This is a genomic window from Geobacter sp. FeAm09 (assembly GCF_008330225.1).
In the GTDB taxonomy this organism is placed as follows: Bacteria; Desulfobacterota; Desulfuromonadia; order Geobacterales; family Pseudopelobacteraceae; genus Oryzomonas.
The window spans coordinates 2,692,370-2,717,547 of the sequence record NZ_CP042466.1 but is presented as its reverse complement, the minus strand read 5'-3'; the positions used below and the strand labels follow the sequence as shown (position 1 = coordinate 2,717,547).

At 51.3% G+C, this 25,178-nt stretch carries 24 protein-coding genes and 2 pseudogenes; 7 read left to right on the top strand and 19 right to left on the bottom strand.

The features are described from left to right. Positions 1 to 6: 6 nt before the first annotated feature. The 7 genes from FO488_RS12725 to FO488_RS20060 all read right to left on the bottom strand — a co-directional run bounded on the left by FO488_RS12725 (position 7) and on the right by FO488_RS20060 (position 6,756). Positions 7 to 2,502 (bottom strand): 6-pyruvoyl-tetrahydropterin synthase-related protein, encoded by a 2,496-nt coding sequence (locus FO488_RS12725; RefSeq protein WP_205743273.1) that lies wholly within the window; start codon positions 2,500 to 2,502, stop codon positions 7 to 9. Between the two features lie 26 nt (positions 2,503 to 2,528). Further along, positions 2,529 to 3,344: a hypothetical protein gene (locus FO488_RS12720; RefSeq protein ID WP_149210896.1), complete on the bottom strand. Its 816-nt coding sequence runs from the start codon at positions 3,342 to 3,344 to the stop codon at positions 2,529 to 2,531. After that, a complete protein-coding gene (locus FO488_RS12715) occupies positions 3,341 to 4,285 on the bottom strand; it encodes a glycosyltransferase family 2 protein (RefSeq protein WP_149210895.1) in 945 nt (314 codons plus the stop codon). The genes FO488_RS12720 and FO488_RS12715 overlap by 4 nt, the downstream gene beginning before the upstream one ends. Before the next feature lie 39 nt (positions 4,286 to 4,324). Further along, positions 4,325 to 4,498 (bottom strand): twin-arginine translocase TatA/TatE family subunit, encoded by a 174-nt coding sequence (locus FO488_RS12710; RefSeq protein WP_149210894.1) that lies wholly within the window; start codon positions 4,496 to 4,498, stop codon positions 4,325 to 4,327. 234 nt (positions 4,499 to 4,732) lie between these two features. Continuing rightward, on the bottom strand, positions 4,733 to 5,161 hold the full coding sequence (locus tag FO488_RS12705) for a hypothetical protein (RefSeq protein ID WP_149210893.1): 429 nt from the start codon (positions 5,159 to 5,161) through the stop codon (positions 4,733 to 4,735). 468 nt (positions 5,162 to 5,629) lie between these two features. Beyond that, on the bottom strand, positions 5,630 to 6,070 hold the full coding sequence (locus FO488_RS12700) for a hypothetical protein (protein WP_149210892.1): 441 nt from the start codon (positions 6,068 to 6,070) through the stop codon (positions 5,630 to 5,632). A 14-nt stretch (positions 6,071 to 6,084) separates the two neighbouring features. Beyond that, a complete protein-coding gene (locus FO488_RS20060) occupies positions 6,085 to 6,756 on the bottom strand; it encodes a hypothetical protein (RefSeq protein WP_240731909.1) in 672 nt (223 codons plus the stop codon). Between the two features lie 27 nt (positions 6,757 to 6,783). Here FO488_RS20060 and FO488_RS20055 point away from each other — a divergent pair, with 27 nt between their 5' ends. Then, on the top strand, positions 6,784 to 7,419 hold the full coding sequence (locus FO488_RS20055) for a sigma 54-interacting transcriptional regulator (RefSeq protein ID WP_240731907.1): 636 nt from the start codon (positions 6,784 to 6,786) through the stop codon (positions 7,417 to 7,419). Between the two features lie 375 nt (positions 7,420 to 7,794). On the opposite strand, the gene FO488_RS12690 is transcribed toward FO488_RS20055, so the two are convergent. The 5 genes and pseudogenes from FO488_RS12690 to FO488_RS20365 all read right to left on the bottom strand — a co-directional run. Further along, positions 7,795 to 8,739 carry a DUF6268 family outer membrane beta-barrel protein gene (locus FO488_RS12690; RefSeq protein WP_149210891.1) on the bottom strand — a complete coding sequence of 315 codons (945 nt, stop codon included), beginning with the start codon at positions 8,737 to 8,739 and terminating at the stop codon, positions 7,795 to 7,797. A gap of 304 nt (positions 8,740 to 9,043) precedes the next feature. Beyond that, positions 9,044 to 9,736 (bottom strand): TetR/AcrR family transcriptional regulator, encoded by a 693-nt coding sequence (locus FO488_RS12685; protein WP_149210890.1) that lies wholly within the window; start codon positions 9,734 to 9,736, stop codon positions 9,044 to 9,046. A gap of 262 nt (positions 9,737 to 9,998) precedes the next feature. Continuing rightward, positions 9,999 to 10,418, bottom strand: coding sequence for a response regulator (locus tag FO488_RS12675; RefSeq protein WP_149210889.1), 420 nt, complete (start codon positions 10,416 to 10,418; stop codon positions 9,999 to 10,001). Between the two features lie 322 nt (positions 10,419 to 10,740). Next, a complete protein-coding gene (locus FO488_RS12670) occupies positions 10,741 to 11,616 on the bottom strand; it encodes a phospholipase A (RefSeq protein ID WP_149212182.1) in 876 nt (291 codons plus the stop codon). Between the two features lie 3 nt (positions 11,617 to 11,619). Beyond that, positions 11,620 to 11,712: pseudogene (locus FO488_RS20365) on the bottom strand (phospholipase A); the annotation flags it as partial. Between the two features lie 235 nt (positions 11,713 to 11,947). Between FO488_RS20365 and FO488_RS20045 the strand changes: the two are divergent. Further along, positions 11,948 to 12,156, top strand: a pseudogene (locus FO488_RS20045) (transposase); the annotation flags it as partial. On the opposite strand, the gene FO488_RS12660 reads toward FO488_RS20045, so the two are convergent. Then, positions 12,141 to 12,338 (bottom strand): TetR family transcriptional regulator, encoded by a 198-nt coding sequence (locus FO488_RS12660; protein WP_168206025.1) that lies wholly within the window; start codon positions 12,336 to 12,338, stop codon positions 12,141 to 12,143. The pseudogene FO488_RS20045 and the gene FO488_RS12660 overlap by 16 nt on opposite strands. A 646-nt stretch (positions 12,339 to 12,984) precedes the next feature. Here FO488_RS12660 and FO488_RS12655 point away from each other — a divergent pair. Both FO488_RS12655 and FO488_RS12650 read left to right on the top strand, forming a co-directional pair. Next, positions 12,985 to 13,218 carry an AlpA family transcriptional regulator gene (locus FO488_RS12655; protein WP_149210888.1) on the top strand — a complete coding sequence of 78 codons (234 nt, stop codon included), beginning with the start codon at positions 12,985 to 12,987 and terminating at the stop codon, positions 13,216 to 13,218. Between the two features lie 177 nt (positions 13,219 to 13,395). Further along, on the top strand, positions 13,396 to 14,703 hold the full coding sequence (locus FO488_RS12650) for a tyrosine-type recombinase/integrase (protein WP_149210887.1): 1,308 nt from the start codon (positions 13,396 to 13,398) through the stop codon (positions 14,701 to 14,703). A 336-nt stretch (positions 14,704 to 15,039) separates the two neighbouring features. Here FO488_RS12650 and FO488_RS12645 read toward each other — a convergent pair whose 3' ends face one another. From FO488_RS12645 to FO488_RS12620, 6 genes are all read right to left on the bottom strand, one after another. Further along, on the bottom strand, positions 15,040 to 16,671 hold the full coding sequence (locus FO488_RS12645; protein ID WP_149210886.1) for a carbamoyltransferase C-terminal domain-containing protein: 1,632 nt from the start codon (positions 16,669 to 16,671) through the stop codon (positions 15,040 to 15,042). A gap of 33 nt (positions 16,672 to 16,704) precedes the next feature. After that, positions 16,705 to 18,903, bottom strand: coding sequence for a family 16 glycosylhydrolase (locus FO488_RS12640; RefSeq protein ID WP_149210885.1), 2,199 nt, complete (start codon positions 18,901 to 18,903; stop codon positions 16,705 to 16,707). Continuing rightward, positions 18,903 to 19,766 (bottom strand): glycosyltransferase family 32 protein, encoded by an 864-nt coding sequence (locus tag FO488_RS12635; RefSeq protein ID WP_255516521.1) that lies wholly within the window; start codon positions 19,764 to 19,766, stop codon positions 18,903 to 18,905. Before FO488_RS12635 ends, FO488_RS12640 begins: the two co-directional genes overlap by 1 nt. A 505-nt stretch (positions 19,767 to 20,271) precedes the next feature. Beyond that, positions 20,272 to 20,913: a hypothetical protein gene (locus tag FO488_RS12630; RefSeq protein ID WP_149210884.1), complete on the bottom strand. Its 642-nt coding sequence runs from the start codon at positions 20,911 to 20,913 to the stop codon at positions 20,272 to 20,274. Positions 20,914 to 20,952: 39 nt separating this feature from the next. Continuing rightward, the gene (locus tag FO488_RS12625; RefSeq protein WP_149210883.1) at positions 20,953 to 21,255 is read right to left on the bottom strand and encodes a hypothetical protein; all 303 of its coding nucleotides are present in this window, start codon (positions 21,253 to 21,255) and stop codon (positions 20,953 to 20,955) included. Positions 21,256 to 21,419: 164 nt separating this feature from the next. After that, on the bottom strand, positions 21,420 to 21,662 hold the full coding sequence (locus tag FO488_RS12620) for a hypothetical protein (RefSeq protein WP_205743270.1): 243 nt from the start codon (positions 21,660 to 21,662) through the stop codon (positions 21,420 to 21,422). A 230-nt stretch (positions 21,663 to 21,892) separates the two neighbouring features. On the opposite strand from FO488_RS12620, the gene FO488_RS12615 reads away from it, so the two are divergent. The 3 genes from FO488_RS12615 to FO488_RS12605 all read left to right on the top strand — a co-directional run bounded on the left by FO488_RS12615 (position 21,893) and on the right by FO488_RS12605 (position 25,149). Next, positions 21,893 to 22,216: a helix-turn-helix domain-containing protein gene (locus FO488_RS12615; protein WP_168206023.1), complete on the top strand. Its 324-nt coding sequence runs from the start codon at positions 21,893 to 21,895 to the stop codon at positions 22,214 to 22,216. 1,376 nt (positions 22,217 to 23,592) lie between these two features. Further along, positions 23,593 to 24,435, top strand: a complete 843-nt coding sequence (locus FO488_RS12610; RefSeq protein ID WP_168206022.1) for a phage integrase N-terminal domain-containing protein — start codon at positions 23,593 to 23,595, stop codon at positions 24,433 to 24,435. A 462-nt stretch (positions 24,436 to 24,897) separates the two neighbouring features. Continuing rightward, positions 24,898 to 25,149, top strand: a complete 252-nt coding sequence (locus FO488_RS12605) for a helix-turn-helix domain-containing protein (protein WP_149210879.1) — start codon at positions 24,898 to 24,900, stop codon at positions 25,147 to 25,149. The last annotated feature ends 29 nt before the right edge of the window (positions 25,150 to 25,178 follow it).

The following is a 25,178-nucleotide window of genomic DNA, read 5'->3' as shown; positions in this document are numbered from 1 at the left end:
AAATTATTACTTCCATATCAACTTCTTCGCCCAGCTGCTATCCGGGTATTCGTCAATCAGCCGTCTTGCATAAGGTTCCACCTGTACCGCCTGGCCGGCCTCCCGCCCCAGGCGGACATAGGCATAGAGGTTTTCCGGCACCCATTGCCCGTCATAGACGCCGGTAAGTTGACGGTACCGCTTCATGGCAGCGTTTTTCTGGTCGGCCTGCTCGTAGGATTTGGCGAGCCAGAAAAGCGCTTCCTCTTTCCTGGCCGGGATGCGCCTGCCATTAAAGGACCTCAGAAACAGGGAAGTTGCCGCATCGTACTGTTTGGCGAGGAGTTTTGCATGCGCACGCCGATAAAGCTGTTCTGGGGACTGCGTGGCAAACCAGAAACCGGCCACGATCACTGTTCCCCAAAATATGGCCTGGCGGATTGGGTGAAAACCGCCCCCTGCCACCACCGGTGCGGAAGCGTCAGCCTGCTGCCTTTTCCCCCAGCCCTGCCAGAATATTACGAACGCAGCGGACAGGGTGGTTGCCGCCATGCCGGCAATTCCTATCGGCGTATGCCCGTACTCCAGGATGATGTCATGCTCCCGGGGCACCACCAGCATGAAGCCGGGACCGGCTTTATAGAGGCTTCCGGCGCTTCCCAGCCGCCAGCGCGGGTGCCAGGTCACCTTGATCAGATGTGGGCTGCCCACACTGTCGGTCGCAAAATGCATGCGGTGGCGCTCCAGCGACAGCGTCCGCACGACCGTGGCTGCCGGAGCCGCTTGCAGGCCGGCGGGAGCCCCATAGACCGGGAGATAGGACTGGAACCGGTTGTGCGTGCGGAACCAGGCAAAGGAGTCTTCCAGCCACTCTTTTTGCGGCCTTACCCTGATCGGCTGGGTGACCACCTGTGCCAGGTGGCTCGTGAAATTGCGCAAGCGATACACGGCAAAGGGAGGTGATTCAGCGGTCTTTTCGAAGAGTCCGCTGGCCTCAACGGCATTCTTCGCTTGCTCGCTCCGGAGCAGCAAGGTATCCGCGTGGAGAAAATTCATGTGCTCAGCGGCACGTGGCGGGTCCAGCCTTCCGCTGGGAAAGCGGACCAGCGGCGAGGAAGGCTGTGCCGAAACTTCGGATTGCAGCAGATATACCGCCGGGCAGAGCAGCGCCGATTCCATGTAGAGCCCTTCCAGGACCGGCCGGCCGATAAACAGGGGAAGCGCTTCGAGTGCCCTCGTTGATCCCAGGTCGTTATTGGTCGGATCGTGTTCGAATACGAGGCGCGGGCTCCATAACGTCCCGTGCATGGCGGGGAAGATCTTGGAGAGATTATGCCACTGCGGCTTGGATTCAAAACCGGCATGATTCCATAACGACCAGTCGGGAGCTTTCCGTACCGTTTGCGCCAGCCACCCCAGCACTCCCAGACAGAGAGCCAGCGTGAGCATGGTCCGGCTCAGCAGCGAGCCTCTGCCGTTCCCCGCCGCCAGGACGGAAATGACTATCCCGACCAGCCAGCCGCACACGATTGCGGCAAACAGCCACACCATGGGGAAGAAACGGATGTTGGCGAGTCCGAGCTGTTCCCCGGCAAGGTACCCCAGGCAGGCAAGAGCGGCAGCAGCCATGAGGTAGCGCATGGCGCGGGCCTGTTGGGACGTGATTGCAGCATGCACCCTTTCGGACAGGAGGCAGACGGGGAGGCACACGCCGCCGGCCACAAATACGGGGCGAAGCCCCAGAGGGAAGAGGTCACCCCAGCTTGACAGTGCCCATGAGGCATCGTTGGCAATAGTATAGCCATGCATCTCCAGCATCGGCCACAGCCACCCCCCTAACAGGCAGAATGCGAGCAGATGACCACGTACCAGCAACCAGGCAGTACGCCGGAAATTGCTGTTCTCGACGAGCAACACTACCGTGGAAAAACCGACGACGAGCAAGGGGAAGCCGTGGCAGTATCCCGTGGCCGCCTCCAGTAATGCCGCAACAATCCATCCTCCTCTCGTTTCAGAGGCACGGCTCCAGGCGAAACACGCCAGTACCGCGAAGAGCACGCCATAGCTGTAGGTGAATTCCCCGCTCAGCGTAGACAGGAGATTGCCGCCCCAGATGGAATTCTGTTCGTGCAGCAAGAAGGCGAATGCCCCCACTGCGCCAAAGATGGAGGCAGGCCAGGGCAAGGAAAACCAGCGGCGGCCGAGGACTTGTACCAGACCGGGAAGCAGCATCGCTGCCGCAAACGCGCCCCATTTGAAGGCCACGGAAAACCCCAGCCCTTTTGCCAGGACGGCAATGATGATAAACGGCAGGGGAAAGTAATAGGAGAGAAAGGGGAAGCCCCCGAATACCTCGGGCATCCAGGGCAGGATGTTACCGGAAAACAGCAACTCCTTGGCATAGTGCCATGCGTACAGTACGTGCGAAGCGGTGTCGCCACCGGTCGGCATGTTGGGGGAGTTGAGAAAGCGCACCCCCAGGACCGAGATGGTCAGGCCGGCAAACAGGAGCATCAGTGCCATATCGGCGAGCAACGGCAGGCGCCTCATCATGACTCCACGCCCGCACGCCCGGCCCGGTAAGCGGTGATGGCACATAACACGCCGCCAATACCGCACAGGGTTCCCAAAACATAAAACAGCCGCCGTATCTGAAGCCATGCAGCTCGCTGTTCGCTCTTCCTGCCGCCATGCGTCAGTATCTTCTGGACACTGAAGCCGTGAGGGGTTTCATGTACCAGGGTAACCGCTGGTGCAGCTGGGCCTGTGTCCATATCGACCTTTGCCCTGTTGCGCCACTCAATTCTGACGGCAGGGGGCTGATGATGGGTGAAATCCACCGGGTGGGTAACAGGCGCGATCCCTGTTTCATGGGGGATGAGAAGCCATGTGCTCCGAATTGCGCTCGCCCCGGATGGGGCGGCAATCCTGAGGCGTGAGCCGGCATAGCTGGCTGTCACGGCAGAGGGGGTGGCCGGAAGTGGACGGAGAAACCCTACTTGCCCGAAAGCAACGCCGGCCTGGTCATAAAACCGGATCAGCACAATCCCGAGCCGTTCAATTGAAGTCTGTGCTGCCGTGTCCGGGGATTTAAGCAGTAGTGCCGACATGGTCAAAGAGGGGCGGAGCTCAGCCCTCTTCGGCTTTGATTGTAGCGGCAGCCATTGACCGGAGGAGTCAAGCTGGAACATAGCCGGGTAATAGGCTGCGCTATCGCCGCGATTGATAACGAAACAGTGTGCCCCCTTCTGTTCGAAATCAAATTTTATGGTGCCCCCCATGGCGGCGCTTTCCCAGACGAGCATCATGAAGATGCCCGAGAGCAGGGGCCGTATGTGAACATATGTATTCAGTACCGACATCATACGAATGTTGTGTCTTTGAGGATATATTCCGGCCGCCCCTTGATCTCGTCAAAGATCTGCGCCAGATACGCTCCCAGCACACCGATGCCAAGGAGGTTCGCCGAGCCGAAGACGAGAATCACAATGGTGAGCGACGTCCAGCCGGAAACGGCGATTCCCGTCAGCCGGGAGTAGAGTGCCTGCACGATCAGTAGCAACGCGATGACCATGCCGGCGATGCCCAGCCAGAAAACGATCCCCAGAGGTTTGGCGCTATAGGCGGTTATGGCGGTTATGGCGAGCCGGGTCAATTGCCCGGTACTCCACCGGCTGGATCCCGCTATGCGGTTCGCCACCTCGAACTCCACCTGCTTGGTGGTGAAGCCGGTCCACACCGTCATCCCCCGAAAGAAGCGGACGTTTTCCGGAAAAGCCAAAAGAGTATCCACAACGGTTCGGTCCAAGAGCCGGTAGTCGGTGGCGTTTTTCAGATCAAGTCCTGTAAACAGGTGCATCGTCTTGTTGAACAGATAGGTGTTGATGCGAGACGTAAGGGTAATGGCACCGGATTTTTTCTGGGCAGCGACGATTTGTGCGCTTCCCGAACGCCATTGTTCAAGAAGCACCGGGACAAGCTCCGGTGGATGCTGGCCGTCGGCATCCATAACAATCACAGCCTGCCCCCGGGAGTGGCGTAGCCCCCCCAGAATTGCCGCTTCCTTGCCGAAATTGCGCGTAAAACGCAGACCACGCAGCCACAGGGAATGGGTAGCGGCATCGCAGAGCAGCTGCCATGTGCCATCCCGGCTACCGTCGTCAACGACAATAACCTCGAAATCAGTACAGCATTCCGATAACACGGCATGGAGCTGATCCAAAAACACCAAGATCCCACGCACCTCGTCGTGTGCAGGCACGACAACCGTCAACTCAGTTTTCAGCCCTTCATTACAAACATCCATTACAACAGACCTTGTCCAGACTCTATCCTGCAAACAGGCTTAGGCTTCATTTTTGGGGTTTATCTCGACCTGGTCTTTGTCCGCGATGGCCTTTTTGAAATTATTGATCGCCTTGCCGAATGAACTGCCGACCTCAGGTAGTTTGCCAACGCCGAATATCATTATCATGATAACGCTAATTATGAGGAGTTCCGGGACGCCAAAGCCAAACATAGTATTACCTCCACCCTTTTATTGCTGGTCTTGAATCTTTCGCTGGTACACTGGGCATGATTTGTAGTCGTTACAACAAAAAGCAATGACCTTAGGAATAATTCTGCTCGACAATTCATAACAGAAGCATTCGGGATAAAGAGCCGCTACAAAACAGCACATCGCTGGCTGGTTGGAACTGCTGGTTCGATTCTCAACTTCACAGTTTTCCATTACGCCAACTCCTACAAACTTCTATGTTACGATGAACTCTTCAAAGGCCTGATCATACATCTGGATATGCACCAGCCAGAGCAGGCGGATATAGCTCAGGTCTTCCGGAATTATCGACAGCCCATTTTTGCTGCGATGCAGCAGTTCGGCAGTCTTGGTACATATGAAGCGGTGGTGGAGGCCGTGCTGTGGTGCCTGGGGATACTTGACCACGCTCATATAGCTATTCTCGTTGCCGACATGCTCCATCATGATATCCAGAAGTCGGGCCAGATCTGCTTTGATATCCGTGGTCTGCCGCTGCGAAAGCCGATCGAACATGTCGTCCAGATGCCAGACGATATTGCGATAGCGGCTGTCGCTGGAGGACTTGTGCCCAGCGCCGGCATGTTTGCCTCCCTGCAAGAAAGCACTGACGCGCTCATGGTCATGGTACTTGAAGGCTTCCATTGTCCTACTTCCTCAGCTTTATGAATTTACCGGCAGGTGACACTGTTCTGGCAACTATCCAGAAATGTTTTGCCCATGGTAAAACCGAGAAAGTGTTCCACGGGCTTCAGGCTACAAGTGATGCAAAAGAGGCTTGACAGGTGGAATGTCCCGTAACCCGACGCAGGCACCGTACACCTTTATTGAATTGCTGCAATTGAATGCCAAATGCATGCCAGGACACAAACGCAGCAATACAAGCCAGTTATGACATGTCCATTAAAATCAATTATTAAATATGATAATAATTCACTGTATTTGACGATTCCTTGTCTGGCCGCATTTAGCTGTCTGCCAAAGCAGCCACTCAGACAAATGCCAGCGCCTGTTCAAGCCTGTGGGCATATACCCCCTAAAAAAAGCCTGCGGAGGAAGGAGGGGGAACTCCACGGGCCGTAGTAGTATGGCACGGTATCGCTCACCAGCAACTTAGTGCGGCGTGGTCTTGTGACAGACGAAGCAGGTGCTCTCCTGGACCGGTTTGTGGCACTGGGTGCAGTGGCCGGAACTCCAGCCGCTGCGGTGGCTTGCCGGCGGCGTGTTCTGGTGGCATTCGATACAGCTGTCCTCCTTGTGGCAGGCAAGGCAATTGCTCCGGTCCCAGCGGGCCTCCAGGCCATGCCCTTTCCTCGTCCAGGCACCCGTGTGGTTGCGCGGCTGCACCTCCTGGTGGCATTGGATGCACGACACCCGGTCCGTGTGGCATTCCAGGCATTCGGCCAGTTTCACCTTGCTCGCGGCGCCGTGGTTGTGCAGCCAGGTGGCGTCGTGGCTGGCCGGCTTGTTCGATTCCACGGCATATGCGGCAAGGGCGCCGCACAGCAGTAGTGCGGCCGTCGCCAGACTCAGTGCCGTTGTCTTGATGTTCATGGTCGTTCCTCTCCCTAGAAGATGATGTTCGCCCACAATTCCGTGGTGTAGTTCGTGTTCAGGCCGTTGTTCAGATCGTTGTAGAAGCTGCCGTGCTCCAGGTTGACGTCGGCGGAGAGGCTGATCATCTTCGTGGGCCGGTACTGGGCGCCGATATAATAGTTGCGCGACCAGTCCATTTTCTTGGCATAGTAGTTGTAGCCGGTGCTGTAGTCGGGGCTGAGGCTCAGGTTGAGGTTCTGGTCGTAGTCGTAGCGGTTGTAGGAGGTGCCGGCCCAGATGTCAACCGCTTTGGTGAGTTTCTGGCCCACCCGGACGCCGTACTGGATGCTGTCGTTGCTGTTGGAGATGGGGGTGCGCCTGACCCCCCAGTAGTCGGCGCTGAAGGAGATGTAGGTGTCCTTGTGGGGCAGGCCGGAGATGTCGAAGGTGCCGCCGATTCTCTCGTAACTGCGGTTGCCGAAGTTTTCCTGGCCGGTGACGATGCGCTCCTGAAAACGGATGCCCAGGACGAAGTGGTTGAGGAACGCCTGGTGGGCGCCCAGTTCGTATTTGTTGTAGCGGCTTTCCACCCCGACCACGTCGGTCAAGGGGCTGACCACATAGCTGGCGGTGCCGACGTCGTTGAGCATCCCGTGGTATTTGGCGGTGAGGATGGTGCCGGTGGCCACCACTTCATAGCCCATTTCCCCATTGAGGCCGACGGCGGCACCTTGTTTCTGGATGAAATCAGCGAACTGCCGCTACAAAGTCAGGTACGATTGCTGCGGGTGCTACAGAGCCGTATGATCAGCCGGGTGGGGGGCGAGAAAGCAATACCGGTGGATGTGCGGATCATTGCCGCTACCAACCGGGATTTGAAACAGCTGGTTTCAGACGGCCGTTTTCGGGAAGACCTCTGGTTCCGCTTGAACATCTTTCCCATCACTATTCCGCCGCTTCGACAGCGGAAAGAAGATATTCCGGCCTTGCTTCATCATTTTGTGAAACAAAAGAGCAGGGAATTAGGTAGTCCTGAACCTCTAATCATCGCTCCCGGTGTGTATGACCTACTGATGAATCATACGTGGCCGGGCAATGTCCGCGAGCTGGAAAACCTGGTGGAAAGGGCGCTGATCACCCATCAAGGCGGGCAACTGCGATTCGGTTGCCTACTTTTGGAACATGGGTGTCTGCAAAGTACAGCACCTGTCGCTCCGCCAGAATCACCAAGCCGTTTCTTGAATCTTAACGAGGCGATGCTGAGACATATTACCGATGCATTAAAATTGCCAACGGTAAAATTTATGGCCCCGCTGGTGCGGCGGAGTTGCTCGGCCTCAACCCCAGTACGTTGCGGGGACGGATGAGGCAACTCGGCATTCCCAGTTCATCGCAAGGCAGAATGAAGCAACTCGGCGTTACCAAACAAAAAGGCAAGAGGACCGGTTAAGGAGATTGGTCCGAGCAAGGCTGTTTGAATTCAATTTGCATGTGTACCACATGCAAGTAAGCATCACCCACCAGAAATGAGGGATGCTTATGCCCCGTGATGGATGTCTATGCACGGAAGTGCCTCCTTGATGAATGGGGCTGATGGGGTCTTTGTCCTGCTCACCGTCCCAGCACAGATCCTGCCCGACACTGAATATAGACTACAAACGAGCTTACAAAAGCGCTCACCAGCATCGCGTATTTCGCGCGCTCACTGAACAGCATTTATGAGAGCAAATCGGTCATGGTTTTCAGAAGCTCAGGCGTAGTCCAAGGCCCGCATAGGGAGCGGGATCAAACTTCACGCGCTCGTCGATCCGTGTGTAATTTATCTGGCGGTGCACCGAGTAACCGGCGTCCGCTTCCACGCTCAGGTTCTTGCTGACACGATAGCCGGCTCCTGCGCCAATGCGGATGTCGCTGTAGGTGCCGAGCGCGTCATTGTATTGGGGTAGACCGATAGACGTGCCGAACGAATCGCTGGTGCGGAACGTAGCCATGTTCAAGTCCGCGCCGACGCGAAAGCTCCAGTGGTCGTTGGGCGTATAGATCAGGCCCGGCTGGGGAAACATCAGGCGCAGGTCCAATTGGTCGTTGATGGCCCAATCGAGGCCAGCCATCGGCATCACCTTGAAGAAGGCGCTGTCCGGCGAATACATGACGCCGAACGTGAATTTCAGCGACGGACTGTAATTCCACATCGCCATGAGGCCGCCGGAGATCCCAATGTCATTGCCGCCGACATCGCTGAGCTTGTAAAGCGTCGGACTGACCAGGGCCATGAACATCCACCGGTCGTTGAGCCGATAATTCAGGCCGGTGCCAAATTGGAGCGTATGGATGTTGTCGGGAACAGGCACTCCCGCCAGCGAACCCAGGTAAAGATTCTGCGATCTCAGATCCAGCGGGATGCTCCAGTGCTCGTTCAATGGGGCGCGAGTGCGCAGAGCAAAGCTCAGGTTGTAAGCATCGCTGTCGCTTGAATCTGCACCGCGAAATTTCGCCTTGCCGGTCGCCGTGTAGGAAGATTCCAGTGTTACATCGAACAACGGCGGACGCATGCCCGGTTCTCGGACTCCATTCGGCTGGGCTGCCATGCCGTATTCCGTTGTTTGGGCAGTCGCGACTGAAGGCGTGACGACGGTCGCGAGCCAGGCGGTAACTGCCGCAAAGAGGATGGTCAGATTGTTTTTCATTGAGCTGTCTCCTTTTTATTTCATTCTTTCCAAACGGAAGGGAAAACCAAGTAATTATCCTCAAAGCAAGCGGATTAGTTGGGGCGCCGTGGCATATCCTTTACCGGGCCTTTCAGCGTGGTTTGCCGCGCAAACAGCGTTCACGGATCAAACGGATCGGCACGGGTATAACTCAAGGCCGATTTGGTGCAGGCCTCAACATCTTTTCTATGCGAGTTTTCCCTCACTCCAGTGTCAGCGCCAATGATTATGATATTATTACAAACATATTTCATACGTATGTATTATTTTGCCCGAAAAAAAATTAGTCGTCTGTTCCGCAGAGTGGTCGCGAGAAGGCCATCGGAGGCAGGTCACTGCCCGAAATCGTTGACTCGGTGCGGAGTCCTGCTGCGATGAACGTCACCATATCCTTTAAAACCAGCTCACAAAAGTCGGGGCTTTTACGCATTGGCATCTTGCTCAGCTGGCTTGAGACCATCAGCAATATACCGCCTGCGAACATGTCGCGCATGTACAAAACTTGTGGCGGCAAGTTTGGCAGCGTCCGAGCAAGCGCCGCTACAAACGGTTCAGTAAACGGTATGTTTTCTTTAGCCATAAACTCCTGCATGAACGGCGGTGGCATGAACAGGTTGCGCGCGAGCAGAGCCGGGAAATACGGGTGCGCTAACACCGTCATGAACGGCGGGCGCAACATGCAATCTACGATGGTCTCTACTGGAATAGGCTTCCCGCTTGCCGCCTTCTCGGCCTGTCGAAGCGACCTTATCCGTTCCTCGCCGATCGGCCGAAAACGGCGCATGACTGTCTCTATATACAGCTTTTCCTTCGAACCGTAATGATAAGTCGTTGCACCAAGATTAACGCCCGCCTCATCTGCCAGAGCCCTCATTCCCACACCGTCGTATCCATACTTGGCAAAGAGGCGTTCGGCGGCGTTGAGCAAACTCTCCGTGGTCGATGCTTCGCTATGTCTACTCTTTTGTGTGCTCATGTGGTTGAATTAATACATACGTATGAGGTTTGTATCAAGTGTTTTTTTGACGCCTTCCACTCCGTCTCTGCTGAAAAAGGTTTGGGACTGTCCCAGACAATTATTTAAGACTCCCTTTAACTAGTTGTTTTATTAATGATATTTGCAACTTATGATCTGGATTGTTAAAACGCCACTCGTATTTTTTCAGCATGTGTAACAACGCTTCATATCGTTCGGTGAGTTTCTCATACCTCACCAGAAGTTTCCTGAACCTGTTATACTAAGAATGCGCAACCTCGACTACCCATCTGTGAGCCTTTCTGTCATTGCCTGATTGGCTTTCGGCCTGGAGCAAAACCATCTTAACCCGCGCCACTATCTCACGAGGACTGAACAGTTTGCAGATGTAGCCATCTGCCTCCAACTCAAGCTCTGATAAAGCATTAATCTGGTCGAGACGCGCGATGACTGCGATGATCGGCACGCTTGAGAAGGCTCTTATCTCCTTATATATTCTGATACCGTCACTACCGGGTAGCATAAGGTCGAGAAGAATAAGGTTGGGAGTATTTTCCCGCACCCACGGGGCAATTTCCTGGTAATTACTCAGACAATATGCTTCAAAACCGTTATGTTTCAGATAATCCAGTGAAAGTGATGCAAATTTTTCTATCTTTTCAAAAATAAGTATTTTTACCATTCATCAGCACCTCCCAAGTGGTGGTAAATCAATTCGGTCCCTGATACAAAATTCACACCCAACATTGGCACTCCTTTTCACTACTAGATCACAGGTCGGATACAAGAGTTCACAGTGTCGCAGAAATTTCGTTTGATCCCTGGGTTTCGCCGTTCTGCCCTCCCGCAGTGATCCGGTAATAATATGTCGTGCCAATAGACAACCGGGGCATCACTGTATGAAGTCGTTGGAGAATATGCCTTGGCGCCTACCAGTACTGTGTTGCCAAAATAGAATCTCGAGTAGGTGGCCCCGGGATCTGCTCCATTGTCTTCTTTTACTGTTATAACCAGTCAGTCAACATCACGCCGATCCCAATCCGGTTGTTTAAATGGTTGTAATCCACCAAGCTTTCGCCGTAGCCAATGAAGTACTGAACATACCCTTTAAATTTTTTGTGAAGCGGAAAGCTCCAATCGAATTGCACCGCCCCCTTGTTCCCGGATGGGCGCAAATTGTTACGAAGCATAAAGGTCAGAGTGTGTTTGTTCAGCTTTTGCAGAACATTCAATTCTCCATAGCCGTAATATTTTTCTATAGATGGATTGTCGTCGTCCTTAGCCTTTTCCGGGATTCTGAACCAAGGGCGCAAAGCGATGTAAGTATCCCTCGATTCGAAAACAAAATTTGCGACAACACGATTCCAACTTCTGGATAACGGTTTAGACATACCATTTGATTGATGATCAAAACCGATGCCAACTTGCTTTCCGGTCAGCCCCAGTAGTTTGTAGTCAGTTTTAAAACACATGAAGATTTCAGGTTCGAAGTTGATTTCACGAAAAGGTGACGATATCGAGCTGTTATAAGCCTGCCAGAAAGCAAGCTGTGTATAGGCAACAAAAAGAGTTCCGTTGTTAATAAATATGTTATCCAAAAGTGGAGCTTTTAAACTTAATTGAAATTTAACCTCCTGTTTTTGGATATTCTCGTTTCCATTTGATGAACTTGAATACAAGCCATTATTTGGAAGAGTATTGTAAGTAGCTGGGAGAATGTAGTTGGTTTTGTACGGCTGAATTGAAAACATTGACTCATTTGACCGCTTCTCCTGATAAATGCGTTGATCCAGAGCAGAAACCGTTTCCGCACAGGTCATGTCATCTGTCACAAACAGCGAAGATAAGACTATAAAAATGGTGAGTAAGTCACGTGCCATGAAGACCTCTGGTTTGAAGTTGATTTCACGAAAAGGTGTTGATGTTGTGCTGTTATAAGCCAGCCAGAAGGTTAGTTGGGTATAGGCAACAAAAAAGTTCCGCTGTTGCCGATGATGACATCCAAAGACAGAGTTCTAAAACTTAATTTTAATTCAATCAACTATCCATAAATATTATATTTTGTAATTATTATTTATGAATAAAATTATTAACTATATAATAAGTATAATTACTATTATTAATTAGGGTCATGACTAGGTAGCATTCTCAATTAATGTTTTTCAGTAAGTTTCCGATAAGTCATTGAAACCACTTATCGGAGGTTTAAAGATGGACAGAGTCGTTTTACGAGACGACCAGTGGGAGCGCCTTGCTCCGTTGCTTTCCGGCAAAAGCAGTGATTTTGCGTCACGGCAAAGGACAACCGATTGTTTCTTGAAGCCGTTCTCTGGATTGCCAGGACCGGGGCTCCGTGGCGTGATCTTCCGTCCTGCTATGGACACTGGCACCGTGTGTATGTGCGCTACAACCGCTGGTCCCATATCCGCTCCTCGCTGATCGGACGAAAACGGCACATGATCGCCTCTATATACGGTTTTCCCTTCGAACCGAAGTGATGCGCCGTTGCGTCAAGATTGACGCTTGCCTCATCTGCCAGAACCCTCATGTCTACCCCGCCATATTCGTGCTCGGCCAAAAGGCGTTCAGCAGTTTTGAGCAACTTCTTCGTGGTCGCCGATGCGTCACTTTGTTTGTTTCGTTGTGTTTTTATGTCATATTAATACATACGTATGAATTTTTTTCAAGTAATTTTTTGCTGCTGTTTTTTTTATTCCTGACATATAGTTCGTCCACAAACCATATTGGCCCTATATAGAACTCGACCACCTACAACGCGCGCCCCGACCCTAGAGCCTTCACGAGGAGGTTGGAATGCCGGCACCAAGGAAAGAAGATACGAAGCAGCGGATTTTGAAAATAATCATTCCACCGGCCATGGATAACGCCCTGTAGGAACTGAAGGCGGAAACCGGACTGCTGGTGGCCGAGCATGTTCGGCAGGCGATCAATCTGTACCTGACATTCAGGGAACCGGGCCGGGGCGTCGATATGGCTGCACTTTACGCCCTGGCACTCAGGACAAAGGAGGTAAAGGCAACAGACCGGTAGTTAACAAGTAGCATTATTCGTAAACGCGGCTCTCCCCGCATGGCAGCACAGCGCATAGACCTTATACTGACCCCGGTGATGGGGCAACACACATTACGGAGAACAACAATGAAATACCCTGCACCACCCCGAATCTGCCCTGGCAGATTCCCGTCCACACTCGTTTTGTCCAGATTCCCCAAGTATACCCACCATAAATGCAGGTCAGCCGGGAGCATTGCGGCGTGACCAGCTCTGCCATCGACTACGCCCCGCAGGTCGAGATGCTCTCCATCGAGCAGTTCGCGGCCAGAATGGGCGTCGGCAGAACGACTATTTACGAATGGATCAAATCCGGCCATCTGCTGCCGGGCAGGCACTACATCAAGATTGGCGGCACCGCCCGCCCGGTTCCCGTGGGGGCAGAATCTGTTCCAGAAGCTCCTGGATGATTACGGTGCCCCTGAAAACGTCCTGCCCCGAGGATCTGGCCATCATACCGGAGCAGCCAGCGGTCTCACAGGCAAAAGGGCTGCACATCAACCTGGATTATTGAAAACAGTTGGGCTATCCTCCTGCTACGGACTAACGTCACAGCGAGGGGAGGGATAGCCAGAGGAGAACAATTCATGAAAGCAAGCATGGCGCTCATCACTATTGATGAGCAGAAGCAGCAGGCAGGCAGCATCAAGAAGTTCAAGCACTCTAAGAAGCTCTACGCCGATTTTTATTACTACGGTCATCGGATTGCCAAAAGCACCGGCCTGGATGACACGCCGGTCAATCGGGGACGGGTGCAGGAATTTCTCAACCGGGTCTTTGACAAGATAGAAGCGGGTACGTTCAAGTTCGCGGAAGCGTTCCCGGGGGCTTCGGTTCAGGAAAAGACCTTCTTCGCCAAGCTTGAGGGGCGCGAGTTCAACCCGGAACCGAACCGGGTCCTTATCGGTGATTATCTGAAAGTCTGGCTGGAGACCATTCTGCCGACGTATGATTCCCATACCAAGCGCAATGATTTTACGCAGATCATCAATTACCGTCTTCTTCCCTATTTCAAAAAGATGACCTTTTACGAGTTGACCGGCATTGAATTACAGAAGTACGTTGCCGGCCTCAAATGGGAAGAAGGGAAAAACAAGGAGCGGCAGTTGTCGGCCTCCCGCATCAGAAACATCCTCATCCCGCTCAGGGCGGTCTGGAACGACGCCTGCGACCAGTATCGCTGGAATATGAGAAGCCCCTTTGAGACCATCCACAAGAAGTTGCCGGACGTCGAGAAAGAGGCTCCGGTGGTTTTTCGTTTCGATGAATGGCAGGCGATCATGGAACAGGTTGACCCGTACTACAAGCCACTGGTCGATATCATGGTCATGACCGGGATGATCGGCTCGGAACTGGCCGGACTCAGGAAGAGCGACGTTGGGGCCAATCACATCAACATTCAGAATGCCATTGTCCTGACTGTGGAGAAGAAGAAGCTGAAGAACGGCTACCGGAAGCGGAAGCAGCCGATAACCCGGGCTCTCCGGGAACGGCTCGAAGAAGTGATGGCACAGTTCAACAGCGAGTATGTGTTCACGATGAAGGGCGGCCGGAAGTTCAGCTATGGCAGTTTCAAAAAGACCGTCTGGGAGAAGGCCTTCAAGGCGGCCGGGCTGGAATACAAAAGGCCATACACGACCCGGCATACGTTCGCCGCATGGTCGCTGACGCTCAGAATGGACCCGAACCGGCTGGTCAGCTTGATGGGTCATGCCAGCAAACAGATGGTGTATGAGGTCTATGGGAATTACGTCGAGGGGCTGGAGTGTGATGCGGAAAACATCTTCAACTACTTCGGCGTTGATTTTCTGAGATCGAAACAGCAGAAGGTCATCGCCTTCCCGCACATGGCTGGATGTGGCGAGGGAGAAACCTACAGGATGGTGGCGGTATGAGCAACCACGTCCAAGCCACAAAAGGCAAAAGCCAGAAATCATCCATAGAGAGAGCTACGGGGAGAGTTCATGGCTTTTGACTATAACTATTTGAATCTGTTTTGTTTTTATGGAACAGGAAACGGTATTCGAAACTCATCCTTAACCCCCCTATTGCCTCATAAATAAGCTTACCGAGCATATCTTTACTGGTTATCTTGTATCCGGCGCTTCTGCAAACCATCCTCATTTGTTTTCGCTCGGCCTCCTTCATCTGTGGCCATTCCTGGTTGATGAATAGATCAGACTAGCTCCATCGCGCTCATGTTTCGTCTCTAATTGTCGAACGTCGGTCCGTTACCCCCCCGTCCGGCCAGCTATAGAGTTTGGCATCATCAAGTACGTCTGATAGTTTGTCGATGACTTCAAAATATAGCTTCGCCCTTCAACAACAAAGCCATCCAAATTGTGCTCTACGGCATAGGTCGAAAGGTCAGCTATGTTGTTTATGAATCCTCTCCCGTTGAAATTCAGGGAGGTATTGCACAAGACGCCGTATCCGGTACGTGCTTTGAATGCGATAAGCAGCTTATGCAAATGTCTATTAGTCTCAGAGGTTACCGTTTGAATGCGAGCTGTCCCATTTACGTGGGTAACCGCAGGTAGCGCATCCGTTCCAACGAGCTGTGTATAAAGCATAAATGGGCTCGCGTGATCGCAACCAAACCATTTTACAGCATCTTCTTCGAGGCAAGCGGGCGCAATCGGACGAAATTGTTCGCGCTTCTTAATCTCATTCAGCCGCACCCTAGTGCTCTCTTGGAATGGTGAAGCAAGTATCGAACGATTTCCCAGCGCGCGTGGCCCGATTTCGTATTTTCCATTCACCCATCCAATGATCAGGTTTTTAGCCAACATGTCGGCAATCATTGCGTAGTTCGTATCGTACTGATCATATAAACTCAAATCGAAGGAGTCGGTTGCTATGAACTCAAGACCAGAGTAGACATTCCAATCTATTTTAGGGTTCCCTGTAAAATGGAACTGCGCGTCAATCGCCGTGCCGATGGCTGAGCCTGAGTCGTTGGCAACAGGCGGCACGAACACCTCGGAAAAGAGATTAGTCTCTCTCCACTTGGTGTTCCAGTCGCAATTTAGGCCGCACCCTCCCGCAATGAGCAACGGCATGCCTCTCTTCATGTTCGACTTGGCAAACTGATAAAAACGATCGAATATTCTGTCGCTGACAATGCCTGCGAAGTTGCGAAACTCCGGATCATCTAGCCCTACGTTGTAGTGTCGGAAATGCCTTAGCTCCTCACACGCACTCGGCTTGAGGTGCAGGCAATCTTGCATGAGAAATGCAATTATTTTCTCCTCTTCATCCGAAGGCTTGCTTCTCTTCGAAAATGACGCCAAAGCCATGAGTTTTCCCGCGTCAGAAAATCGGGAGAATTCTGCAGCATTTTTGTCAAAGGTTGGGTCAGCCAAGCCGTAGAGCAGGGCATAACGATGTCCAGGTTCAGGCATGACATCGGCGAGTTTTGTCAGGTTCAACTTAGAATCGATTTTGTAGAATGAGCCGATTACTCCTTCCCAAACTAATGCATAGCACGGGGTACCCTTGGGCAGATTCGACATGCCGAAGGCACAGAGAAGATGGGAACGTTCGTGAGAAGATGAGAAGTATTCCACCGTCTTCCCCAATAGGCGTTTTTGACCAACTATAATGTCGCTGTTGCTGAAGCCATGGTATCCAGCAAAAAATTGCTGCTCAGGCAGATGCGTGCCGCTAGGCCACCAGCCACCTCTACAAAGCACGTCGGGAACTTCTTTGAGTTCACCGAGAACGCTGAACACGTCCGGAACGGACAGTGGTGAGTGTCGATAACGGGAGTGTTTCTCTGCCTCAATTGAGGCTACTAAATGTCCATCATCAAGATAAGCGAATGCACCATCGTGGCCCGGATTGAATGATAGAATTTTCATTGTGCTAACCGCCTCGAGTTAAAACTACCCAGCCTAACTTGACCGGCGTAGGTCATCAGACCCGGCTGAGGAAATAACGGAATTCGCCTCCAGAGCGATCGATCCTACTATTGTGGTTGCTGGGAGCCGTCGGTTGTTGATTCTCCCGGCAAGTTTGGTAGAACGAGATAGCCAACTGTTGATATGGAGCGTCATTGGAAGGTGCGGGATTGGTGTTGGATCCCAGATTACGCGCCTATGGACCAGATTGTCGTCAACTAACCAACGGATCTCGCACGGGCTCCATTCAATTGCGAAGCGGTGGCTTGCTTTGGATGCGTCAAACCCGAGTTCAATATAGCTTGGAGCACCTCTATAGCCATAGTCAAAGTTTGCTCCTTCGCCACCTGGGTTATAGAAAACATTGACCAAAAGGCGGTCTGGTCGATTCCCCGCGATCTCGATATCTATTTCCTGTCGTGGCGAGTTACGGTGGAGAAAGAATCCGGTGACCACCCCGGGCACATTTGATGCTTGGATGGTCGCTTCGAATTTTCCGAACAAGTATTGGTCCCGACTGCATAACGAAGCGGCGGTATAGTCTCGAACGCCTAGGGGCTCTCTTTTAACGGAAAGCGCAGCCCCAATACCAGAATTGAACTTAACGTTTGCGGGGCGAAATAACGCCAAATTGTCCGTGAAAGTATCGCTTCTTAGATGCCAGCGTCTCGTGTCGAGACATTCCAAACAGTCGGTGATTCTAACGAACGTTCCAGTGTCCGCCTGCCCATCTATCGGGATAGAGCTAATTCCTTGCCACCACTTACGGGGCTCAACGACCCATGGCGACTTATCACGCCTAGGGCTTTTGCTTTTTAGGACTTGGTCCGCTTCAATGGTCCCGTCGAGAATTGGTCTTTGACCACGGTCTTTCAGCGCAGGGTAGGAGCAGGAGGGCGGCGCACATCTGAGGTGTTCGCAAACGACTTGCCATCTATTCGGTTCCTCTGAATGAAGCACAGCGATGTCGGCACCATTGAGGTCCTTCTCAACACTGAGGAAAGTGCCATCTGTAGTGATGCCCTTGGCTGAGGTAAGAATAAACTTTGCCTTCGGGTAGCGACTCCGGAGGTCCCTGACGCTTGCGTTCAAAGATCCTATGTTTACATATGCGTCAAAAACCCGATCACCTCTTCCATCAAGAAGCCTTTCTAGTTCAGGAGCTGGTAATGCCTGGAGATCACTACAACATCTGTATCCTAGCATGGACAAAGCCATTGCAAGCGATGAATGGCCGGAGCCTTCAGGCCCAAAAGCAAACACTGGTTGCTCAGTTGGGCGGATGTTAAATAGGGATGCTCCTTCACTAGTGATTGCGCCAATTTTCGTGAGAGTGGGAAGAATTGAATATGAGTTGGTAGATCTAGCGTCGCGTCTTTGGCTAATAAGAGGCCGTTTAGTCGCGCGTACATCCAGCACTTCGAACTGGTGATTTATCCAGAGGTCAATGGGGCCACGACAAGGAAGTAGGCGAAGGAGTTTCGCAGCACCCTCGCGGGAAAGAACATATCCGGACAGATGCCAGAGCCCGCGCACTGGGCGGAATACGTTACTTGAAAGAAAGGTTTTTGGCGCACCGTGCTTCACTTCGAGATACGACACATAAAGAATGTCGAATCTGCCCTTCTTATCATATTCGCCCATGACTTCGTCCCACGCCTGATCCAGATATCTTGCAAATCCGAAATGAAACCATGCGTCGTCTTCAAGGATAAGTACGTACTCATGATTACTCGCCGCAACCTGCTTCCAAACATTGATGTGTGATCGAGCGACTGCAATCTCAGCTCGACTCATTCGAATCGGAGTATTTAGTTCGAGACGCGTGGGAAGAACTAACGGTTGGGGTTCTACAAAAAGCTGGTCTCCAAGCGTATAAAATGGGTCAATGTCGGCATCCTTGGGTGGCTCCTGCGAGAAATCATTGGCATCGACAGCGACATACCGCTCAGTCAGGCTCAAGAGTTCAGCCCCCGACGAGTCCAATGTGTGCCTGAGCTCTTGCTCCATCTTGGACCAGCGTCCCGGTTCACGATCGAGGTTGATGACATAAATCTTCTCAATCCTAGCGCATTTCTCCGCACCTTGGGCACCGAATGTTTGGCACTTCCACCTCGGCAGGAGCCTCCGAAGAGTCAGCCAGAATCGGAAGACGTGACCGACAGCTGCTAGTGGAGGGCGCGCCAAGTTCATCACTCCTCCGCTTGCAGTGAGGCCTGATACGCTTGCTGATTCGAAAGCCTCCAGTTTCGCTTATCACTCCGGTAACTGAGTGGCCACTTACTGGTGGAAGTTTCCTCCCAGTCGTGTACAACGAACAGCACTTCCTTTGGGCAACTTTCATCAGTGACCACTTCGAATACGGATCTGGTGAGGTTGCCGGGACCGGTGGTTGCCTGGACTTCGGGCAATTTGTCTTTAGATTCTTGCTCAAGGGATGTCGTAGCGTTCAGTAGCGCACGCTCTATAATAGGATGATTACGAACTGCAATCAATGGGGTGGTGTTGAAGTAGAAAATCCAGCTCAATTCGTTTGCCCCCGGATTGACGAAAACTGAAGGCGGAACCATCTGATCTGTCGCAATGTCGTAGCAGAACGGTTGAAGTTTCAACCGCCCATCTGTGAAGAGGTGATCGATTGTCGTTCCGTGATAGACGTCGTCAGCGTCAACATAGAAGCCCCCCTCCACGAAGATGTAGGAGTAACGGAAGTAGTCTGATTTCATTGAAGGGTGATAGCACTTGTCAAATGCGCTCTCATATCGCGAGCCCAAGTGAATCCGAATAAATTCCCTCGCAGAGTTCTCGTCGAAAACTTGAAGCTCGAATCCGGACTGCTCGAGTTTTTTCCACGACTCCATGCACTCCCTAACGTCCCGGGGCAATCGGCCAAGATCGTCCCAGAACTGCACTATGCGCCTTGGAGGTGTGGCTAGGAGCGCCGCGGGCGGCCGGGCCGATTCATTGGGGCGTTGTACCAACTCCCGGACAAAATTGGAGCGAACACGCTCGTCCTTTTTTAGGGGATCTTCTTCACTAGATTCGTGCACATTCATGTGGTCGCACATTGTGCCAGGTGCCTCCGCAGGGTCGCAAGAATTGTTCATAATACCTCTTTTGCCTGACCTCTAACTACACGAAAAAACTCTGCCAACACGCTCTCCTCCTCTTCTACATCACGAAGTCACAATTAATCAATGTAAATTCAATGTGTTAATAAAATTAACACTTATTGGTTGTTCTGCACATCCCTCCGTAATCTCACATAAAATTGCAAAAACACACCGCTGAATTTCTCTGGTTGTGTCATTTTGATACAGATATTTTTTAGATCGGGAGACAGGCAGGTTATATCGCTTGCCAAGGTTAGCGTGGGAGAGTTTGGGAAGGCAACGAACAATGAAGAAGTGTGGCCGGTCCACCAGAACTTGTTGTTGTAGGGGAGGCAATCATTATTATGGGCAGAGAAGAAGTTTGTTTCATGTGATGATTCATAATCCGGCTTGAGTTATCGTGAGAATTTTACAGGCCCCGTTCTTAGAGCCTGGTATGTACCTTTTATCAATGACGGTTCTTCAATGCTTCGATCAATCGCGCACGACAGTCAAACACTTCAACGTTCCCGCAATGATAAACAGCTTTCTTACCATTTGGGTACAGAACGTCGTAAAGCGCATGCTTAATGTCGAACGAGCTGTTTGTGACCGAAGCGGAGTTTGTCGTTCCCATGCCTTGGAGCATGCTGGTTACTACGCTGCCAACGCCAGGGACAAACTGAGCTGCCGTTATGACCCCACCAACGAGGACGGTATCGCCGACAGCACCTATACCTGACGTAGACTGCACTGTGAAGAATGATTCCCTGACCGCAAATACAGCGCCAGAGTCCTTCACCTGAGCGACTTGAAGGGCTGGGTAGGTGACGAAATCATATTCGGGGCGGTGGCTCTCGAACCCGCTGTAGGTGTAAGGTATCTCAGAGGCAATTTTTACCCCTGGGATGTCTGGCGGCCAGTGGTCCTTATACTCCTGCGGCAGGTTCACTTTTTTGTTGTCAATGAACAGAATCGGAGTGGACACCGGGATGGTAGCGAACGATTCGTTGTTGATGACCATCGCAGGGATGGTATCTCTTGAGCCGGTTGCGCAGTCTGTAGTTGCCATTGTTGCCAGGGCGATGCATGCAAATATGCTTTTTTTCATTGAATTCTCCAATTGCTCCTGTTGCCTCTTTCAATGTGCTTATAAGTCTTCGTAGAACAGCCTTTGGCTTACTCTTGAATCGTAAGCCCCCCAGGTGGAGTCTTCATTGGTTGTCATCATTGGCTCAGATTTTTTTTCAATAATCTGGACGGGGTTCTCAAATTCATACTTGGGGTATGGCTTGGCGTTGAGTGCCCTGATCAGAGCAATAGGGCCTATGATCACTGTGCCAAGGATAACCAGGGCAAGACCAGCAGCGCCAAAAAGTCCACTGATAAGCACCAGCGCAAAAAGCCAAATGATGAGGTATCCGAAAAACTTTGCCAACTTTGATGGTCCCATGTTTTTACCTCGAAAAGTGGTACTCCGATTTTCCTGTTTGACATAAACACCCTTGCTACTGCGCTTACTCTATTTAATTGATTTAATTCTCAATCATACCTTTTGTCTTGCTCCCAAGGACTTGCCATCTTAACCACTCCAAACTTATGGGAAGAGAGTGCTACTCAATGTTGATCGTAGTAGAGACCACCATATAATGATTTTGTTCTCGTGTTGATGGTGTTCATGGTGTAATCATCGGCGATGATCTCATCTTTTATTGATTCCTCCATCGAAATCATTGGCTCAATGTCAAGATTGTTACATTTTGGTAGAATGCATGGTTGGCCAAGAAGCTTTTTAAGGCCGTAGATCAGCGCACCGATAACCATCAATACCCAGGCACCGTTGCCGAACGCGGTGAACATAAAAAGGCTTATAAGAAAAGCGATAAACAATTTAGTTGTCATACTCTGCCCTCTTGCCAATCTCTAAATGCAGTAGCAAATGAATTTCTCAGAAAAATGGCGCTAACTATTCGTAGTTTTTTTACTAAAAGCACAATACCCTTAAAAATTGGTATTGTCAATAGTTTTACCCTAATTTTGGCATTCATATTTCCTCCGTTCACTGGATAAGTAAGTAGCGGAGGATGATAATGGAAAATGTCACCATTTTATTTGGAACCAGGATTCGAGAGTTACGCAAAGCACGTGGGATGACTCAGGGGCAGCTTGCGGACCTTTTGGATATTGAACAAAAACATGTTAGCCTCATCGAGCTCGGGAAAAGCTACCCTTCCCTCGACCGCTTGATGCTGATTGCTGAGGCCTTGCAGGTCCCGCTGCCCAGCCTGTTTGATTTCGACCACCACATGGCAGAAAATGAACGAATTCAAAGTATCGAAGAGATGGTGAGACAGCTGAATGAGGCCGATCAGCGCCGGATTTATAGAATTGTTAAAACTTTTCTGGAAGGATGATCAATTTTAGGGAGTTGAAGAAAAATTTTTCAGGAGCTTCTGCTGGCGGCTCAAATAAATTGATTGTCCACAAAGCCATGAGCACAAACGATTATAGTTGACATTGTACACTTATGTTGCTGATTTAATTGTACTATTCTGAAAATAATACTTGATTTTTTCCTGAATCCGTCGATAATGAAAATAACCTTTCCGCCTACAGTGACGACCGTTCCCTTCTTTAGGGAGCAGGACGCGGTAGGTAACCTTAATGACCATGAGTCATGAGGTGTCGTTCACGGGATACGGCCCGTGATCTGAACCGCCGCCAGGCGCGTAATTATTGCAATACCCCTGCTAGAGGTGCGTCCAGCATCCGACATAGGGTAAATTGAGGCAATACTTTATTCAGGGAGACATGCTGCGGCATACTCCCTGTTTTCATTTCATATGCCCATGATAATGCATCGACCTATGGCTCGATGCGCAGCATGGGACCCCATCAACTCACCGGATCAAGCCGATCCAACTCCCCAAATCTTAGCGTAGATGAACATCGAGCAGTGAACGCAATGCGTTCACACTGCTTTTGGTGTTCGCCTGTCTGTGGATCGGCTTTGAAAGTTGACCCGGCACCGGCGTTCAAATTGACCCACTCATTAAAGTAAATAACCAATGAGTTATAAATAACAGGTGGGTCAACCTCGACGCCGATAATGTCGAAAAATGGGTCGGGTCACTATGCCGATCCACAATTTGCTAAAAATTTAGCAGGAAGCATGAATCAGCTTGGAAGTTATGTATTTACGTCAATCACTTTTGTTTGGAGACAATGTGCTTGCGTGACGAAGTGAGTAAGCACATGCGCACACCCTGTTTTCATTTACGCACACCGGCCATCATGGTCGATCACCCCCAGACATATGTTGCTCTGCCAATGGCAGCATTTGCAGCATTTAGGTCTGTCGCGTCACTTGCAATTTTTTTGCGCAGCAAAAAATCAAATGCAAGTGACGCGACTAAAAGTCCATAATCGGCAGGTAGTTATGCCGATTATGCAAAGTGACGCGCCCGTGATGCCATCCGTTTTTGCCCAGTTAGGGCAAAAACGAATTGTACCCAAAGGGCGCGTCCGTAGCCTTTGCTTCACATCTCTATTCCCTACTCAATCCCATCCCCCATTACCAACTCCACTCGTGCGGCAACGATTCGTCATGCCGACTACCATCATGCGTGCCGATTCGGCACTGCCGGGTATGCCCTGCAGACCAATCGCATGACTCCCATCTGCCCCAATGCTACGGCATGGAAGCAGTAAGGAACATCAGTGCAATGCTGATGCGGTGCCTACACTCAACCAGCTTGGCCCACACGAGGGGCCGGAAAGGAGAAAGAAAATGGGAAAATCTTTAGTATCACAGGTGTTAGGATTAATTGGAAAGAATTGGTCAAAGGCAAGTCTGACACGGGAGGCATTACTGCAGCATGCAAAGCAGTTTTCCAAATTTATGGAGTCCAAATTTGGGATGAATGATATCCAGAATTTGAAGACAAAGCATATCGAGGCCTATGTCCGCGATATGCAGGCTCGAAATCTTTCGGCCGGAACGATCGCAAACAGGCTGACAGCACTACGTACGATTGCAAAAGCAATCGGTAAAGTAAACATCGTTGAAAGGACAAATGCTGCTTATAGCATAAAACGAACTCGAATGAATCCAATACAAGCAAACACGGAGTTAATAGGGAAAATCAGGTCTGAACTGGCCGAGAAAGCTGTTGCTGGTGACCGGATCGCAAAGATGTGTCATGCTGCGGCTGAACTCCGGGATGCATTTGGTTTGCGGGCCAAAGAGTCCCTCAAGACGTTCAAAGTGGTCGAGCGTGAAGGCAAACTCTACCTACAGGTCGAAGGTGCAAAATGCGGACGACCGCGAGATCTCGAAGTGCGCACGGAAGCACAACTCAGAGCTGTCCAGCTGGCTGCAGAGGTCAGCAGTGCCTTAGGGTCGGGTACCGGCAGGATAATGCCGCCTGAAATGTCGCTCAAGGGGGCCGTTGACGCGCAGCGGACTCTTTGGCGAAAGTTAGGCGGCACCAAAGAGAACAATGCCAATATGCACGCACAGAGACATGAGCGGTTCCAAACCATGAAAAGCGAAGGTGTCTCCAACGCCGACATCATGAAGGAGGCGGGGCATGGTGAGGCCCGCAGCCCGGGACATTATATACCAAAATAGATCGTCTGACGGGACGGCACAGGGCTTGACCGCGCTTAGCAAGTAAACACCTTGGACCTTCGGATTTGTAATGCCGTCAAAAAGCCCCCATCATCCAGTCAGCCTGGATGGCGGGGGCTTTTGTGTTTCTGGCCTGTGAGAATGGGTAAGCCTAAAACCGAAAATGGACACCCAATTGATATACATAATAGGAACCAAATTTTTTTTGAGCAGAGGATTACGTCTCACTTTTGAGATGATTTCAATCGAAGAATTCACACGGAGAATAAAATCTATGGTTATCGAACAGTCACCGAATCATGACCATCCCTGGTCCCTAATCCAAGACCACATAAAAACGGAAGGAGGCATTGCACCTATATGACCAGCAATTCACTTCCACTCCTCACGGACTACAGCCAAGTTCAACCAAAATCCGTAGGGTTGTTAATGAGTGGGGCAGGGTCGCCTCCCCAACCGCCAATGCCGGAAATGCTTACGGTGGAGCAGTTCTCACAGCGCCTCCAGGTGTCCCGCGCCACCGTCTTTGTCTGGATACAGAAAAACATCCTCTGCCAGGGTAAGCACTACTTTAAAATCGGGCGGGTGCTACGTATCCTCTGGACAAAGGAGTTGCTGGAATCCCTCAGTCAAGCGCCTGGGCATGCCACGCGTGAGTTGGAATCTGCTCCCCGACAGAAAAAAAGCAGCGGTCCGCTGAATTGGGACTACTGAGGTCACATGTTATGTGCTATTTTCATTGC

Coding starts and splice junctions, on each gene's coding strand:
- FO488_RS12715 (WP_149210895.1), bottom strand. CDS start 4,285: ATGGATGTTTGTAATGAAGGGCTGAAAACTGAGTTGACGGTTGTCGTG.
- FO488_RS12710 (WP_149210894.1), bottom strand. CDS start 4,498: ATGTTTGGCTTTGGCGTCCCGGAACTCCTCATAATTAGCGTTATCATG.
- FO488_RS12645 (WP_149210886.1), bottom strand. CDS start 16,671: ATGAAAATTCTATCATTCAATCCGGGCCACGATGGTGCATTCGCTTAT.
- FO488_RS12655 (WP_149210888.1), top strand. CDS start 12,985: ATGCAGGTCAGCCGGGAGCATTGCGGCGTGACCAGCTCTGCCATCGAC.
- FO488_RS12605 (WP_149210879.1), top strand. CDS start 24,898: ATGCCGGAAATGCTTACGGTGGAGCAGTTCTCACAGCGCCTCCAGGTG.
- FO488_RS12610 (WP_168206022.1), top strand. CDS start 23,593: ATGGGAAAATCTTTAGTATCACAGGTGTTAGGATTAATTGGAAAGAAT.
- FO488_RS12705 (WP_149210893.1), bottom strand. CDS start 5,161: ATGGAAGCCTTCAAGTACCATGACCATGAGCGCGTCAGTGCTTTCTTG.
- FO488_RS12690 (WP_149210891.1), bottom strand. CDS start 8,739: ATGAAAAACAATCTGACCATCCTCTTTGCGGCAGTTACCGCCTGGCTC.
- FO488_RS12685 (WP_149210890.1), bottom strand. CDS start 9,736: ATGAGCACACAAAAGAGTAGACATAGCGAAGCATCGACCACGGAGAGT.
- FO488_RS12625 (WP_149210883.1), bottom strand. CDS start 21,255: ATGGGACCATCAAAGTTGGCAAAGTTTTTCGGATACCTCATCATTTGG.
- FO488_RS12650 (WP_149210887.1), top strand. CDS start 13,396: ATGAAAGCAAGCATGGCGCTCATCACTATTGATGAGCAGAAGCAGCAG.
- FO488_RS12635 (WP_255516521.1), bottom strand. CDS start 19,766: ATGAATGTGCACGAATCTAGTGAAGAAGATCCCCTAAAAAAGGACGAG.
- FO488_RS12640 (WP_149210885.1), bottom strand. CDS start 18,903: ATGAACTTGGCGCGCCCTCCACTAGCAGCTGTCGGTCACGTCTTCCGA.
- FO488_RS12700 (WP_149210892.1), bottom strand. CDS start 6,070: ATGAACATCAAGACAACGGCACTGAGTCTGGCGACGGCCGCACTACTG.
- FO488_RS20060 (WP_240731909.1), bottom strand. CDS start 6,756: ATGGGCTATGAAGTGGTGGCCACCGGCACCATCCTCACCGCCAAATAC.
- FO488_RS12725 (WP_205743273.1), bottom strand. CDS start 2,502: ATGGCACTGATGCTCCTGTTTGCCGGCCTGACCATCTCGGTCCTGGGG.
- FO488_RS12675 (WP_149210889.1), bottom strand. CDS start 10,418: ATGGTAAAAATACTTATTTTTGAAAAGATAGAAAAATTTGCATCACTT.
- FO488_RS12720 (WP_149210896.1), bottom strand. CDS start 3,344: ATGATGTCGGTACTGAATACATATGTTCACATACGGCCCCTGCTCTCG.
- FO488_RS12615 (WP_168206023.1), top strand. CDS start 21,893: ATGGAAAATGTCACCATTTTATTTGGAACCAGGATTCGAGAGTTACGC.
- FO488_RS12630 (WP_149210884.1), bottom strand. CDS start 20,913: ATGAAAAAAAGCATATTTGCATGCATCGCCCTGGCAACAATGGCAACT.
- FO488_RS12620 (WP_205743270.1), bottom strand. CDS start 21,662: ATGTTCACCGCGTTCGGCAACGGTGCCTGGGTATTGATGGTTATCGGT.
- FO488_RS12670 (WP_149212182.1), bottom strand. CDS start 11,616: ATGGCACGTGACTTACTCACCATTTTTATAGTCTTATCTTCGCTGTTT.